Below are 2194 nucleotides of genomic sequence, written 5' to 3'. Positions count from 1 at the left end.
GTTTGTGTACAATATAAAGTGCCGAGGAAAAAGCTTACTTAATGATCTAATAGAGCTATTGATATAACCCCCTAGGAATCCATATAGAGCCTTTACCTTCGATAATTTAAGATCTTGCTTAAAAATATTGAAATTTTGGTAACATTTTTAGAGGTACCCTGAAGTATCATTATGGTGTATTTAAGTGCGATTAGGGATAGAGCTATATGCGACTGATCTAGTGCTCGGATCAATTATTTTTAGCAAGCAGTCGTTTAGCCAGTGAAAACATAAATTTTTGCAAAGGGTTTTTATAACCTCCAGGACGCCAAGTTTTACATAATTTATTTAAATAGGCATCAAAGTGTAGGCCCCAAGGTGCACAGAGTAGTGGTCCACGTTTTAGTAACACCTTTAATGCTTGTGATGCTGCAAAACCAGCACAAAGTTCACAGGCCATTACAGTTGAAGGACCTTTTTGCCCTTGTAAGTCAACTCGAGAGGGATCCGCTAAATAATGGCGTTGTAACATGGCGGGAGATAATCCAATTAGAAAGCGTAGTGCTTGTTCATTCTCTGGACATTCATGTAACCCAAAATAATCAGCAAATGACATTTTCCCAGGTAAAAAAATAAGTAACGCTGTGCCTATACCAAGAGGTGCAGCTGTGATGGCTGGAATATTATGTTGATAGCAATAAGCAAATACATGTTGACGTATATCAAATGCAAAATAGTCAAGGGCATCAACATATAGATCAACATCCGCTAAGAAATTGATTAAATTATTTTCGTTGATTCCTTGGTTGAAAACCTGAATATTAAGTTCCGGATTTATGCCTAATGCCATGCCTGCTAGGGTTTCTGCTTTAGCCTTACCTATAGTTTCCATACGAGCTCCGGCCTGGCGATTAAAGTTTTCTAGACCAAATGAATCAAAATCGGCAATGTTAAAGTTTCCAATACCTAATCGTGTTAAGGTGAGTAAATGGGAGCCGCCCACACCTCCCATCCCTGCAATGGCAACTTTGGTTTGTTGGAGCTGTGATTGCTCTGTAAGGGTGACCCAACCAATGTTACGGGAAAAAGCCGTGTGATAATCAAAGGAATTATTTTGATCCATATAAATGGTTATGAGTAATTTCTTCTTGGTGAGATAAGTTGTGTACGGAAAGTTCTGGACTGAACTGTTCTCGAAGCTCTTCGTAGATTATGGTATATAACGTATGTAAAACGGGAGGAAGCCCCTCAAATAATGCTTTATCGTTAATATAATAAGGTGCGCGTATACCATGATAGTCAACGGCAGGTCCTATCTGTTGAAACATAATACCTTGATAGTTCATGTGTTTTGCTAAACGAGGCTCCATCATTGCAAAGACATGGCGGATGTTATTGAGCATCGCAATGGCGGCTCCAGTCAGATACAAAGCGACAGCCAGCTGTGGAAAGTGACGTCGTTCGTTTTCTTGAAAGCTACTTTTTGTTGGGGGAGCACCAGAAGGTGTTTTAGCATCAGTGTTACGTCGTCTGAACTGAGAACGTACAGCTAAACGAGAAATTTCACCAAAAGTGCCTCGTTCCATCTTACTGATATCAATAACATTCTTGTCAATTGCGTTGCTACAGTGTTTTTCTATAGGCAGTTTGGCAAACCGATTAGAGAGGGGAGGGACAACCAAGCGAACACAACCACAAAAGCTCTGAGACCCTTTGTGGGAGATCAGGCCATGCTGTGCATAATAATCAAACTCATCAATTTCCATGAAGTTACCCGGGTCGTCCTCAAACTTCATTTCTTTACAGTATACGTCGTAACGTACTCTGTGGGCTTCAACAACTAGGCTGTGAGTTGCTGCTAGTACAGGACGAAAGTACTGCCGGAAATGGTTGCCTAACTCATCTGCTGACATCATAAACAGCTAACCTGAAACTACATTGGCTTATTAATAAGGTTTATTAAAAGTTTATGTTTCAGCAAACTATTGAAGTAATTTCTTTGAATTATTTTGAAATAAAAAAAATCTGTTTATTTGAAAAATCTTTTCAGTTTTTGAGTGAGGGTTATTTGCAAGTCTTTTTTATTTAAAGTTAAGTGACTTGGAATAATGTATAAGCTGTATATTTACGCGATGCTCGACTTTTTAGCCTATTAATTTAGCTAACTGAAGAGGAGCATTGCCTTGGTTCCTATTAAATAATACACACAAACTGT

General features: G+C 38.8%; 2 protein-coding genes. Both read right to left on the bottom strand.

Annotation, left to right across the window (positions count from 1 at the left end; genetic code table 11):
* Positions 1-229 precede the first annotated feature (229 nt).
* The gene (locus F607_RS0126445) at positions 230-1102 is read right to left on the bottom strand and encodes a ThiF family adenylyltransferase (RefSeq protein WP_038292490.1); all 873 of its coding nucleotides are present in this window, start codon (positions 1100-1102) and stop codon (positions 230-232) included.
* Complete coding sequence (locus tag F607_RS32115) at positions 1089-1895, bottom strand: PEP-CTERM/exosortase system-associated acyltransferase (RefSeq protein WP_051311868.1); 807 nt, start codon at positions 1893-1895, stop codon at positions 1089-1091. The genes F607_RS0126445 and F607_RS32115 overlap by 14 nt, the downstream gene beginning before the upstream one ends.
* Between the last annotated feature and the right edge of the window lie 299 nt (positions 1896-2194).

Origin of the sequence: Zooshikella ganghwensis DSM 15267, from assembly GCF_000428585.1 — a bacterium.
Lineage (GTDB): Bacteria > Pseudomonadota > Gammaproteobacteria > Pseudomonadales > Zooshikellaceae > Zooshikella > Zooshikella ganghwensis.
This window is presented reverse-complemented; position numbering and strand designations above follow the sequence as displayed.

Bases quoted from the DNA above. Each gene is read 5' to 3' on its own strand.
- F607_RS0126445 (WP_038292490.1), bottom strand. From the start codon at position 1,102: ATGGATCAAAATAATTCCTTTGATTATCACACGGCTTTTTCCCGTAAC.
- F607_RS32115 (WP_051311868.1), bottom strand. From the start codon at position 1,895: ATGATGTCAGCAGATGAGTTAGGCAACCATTTCCGGCAGTACTTTCGT.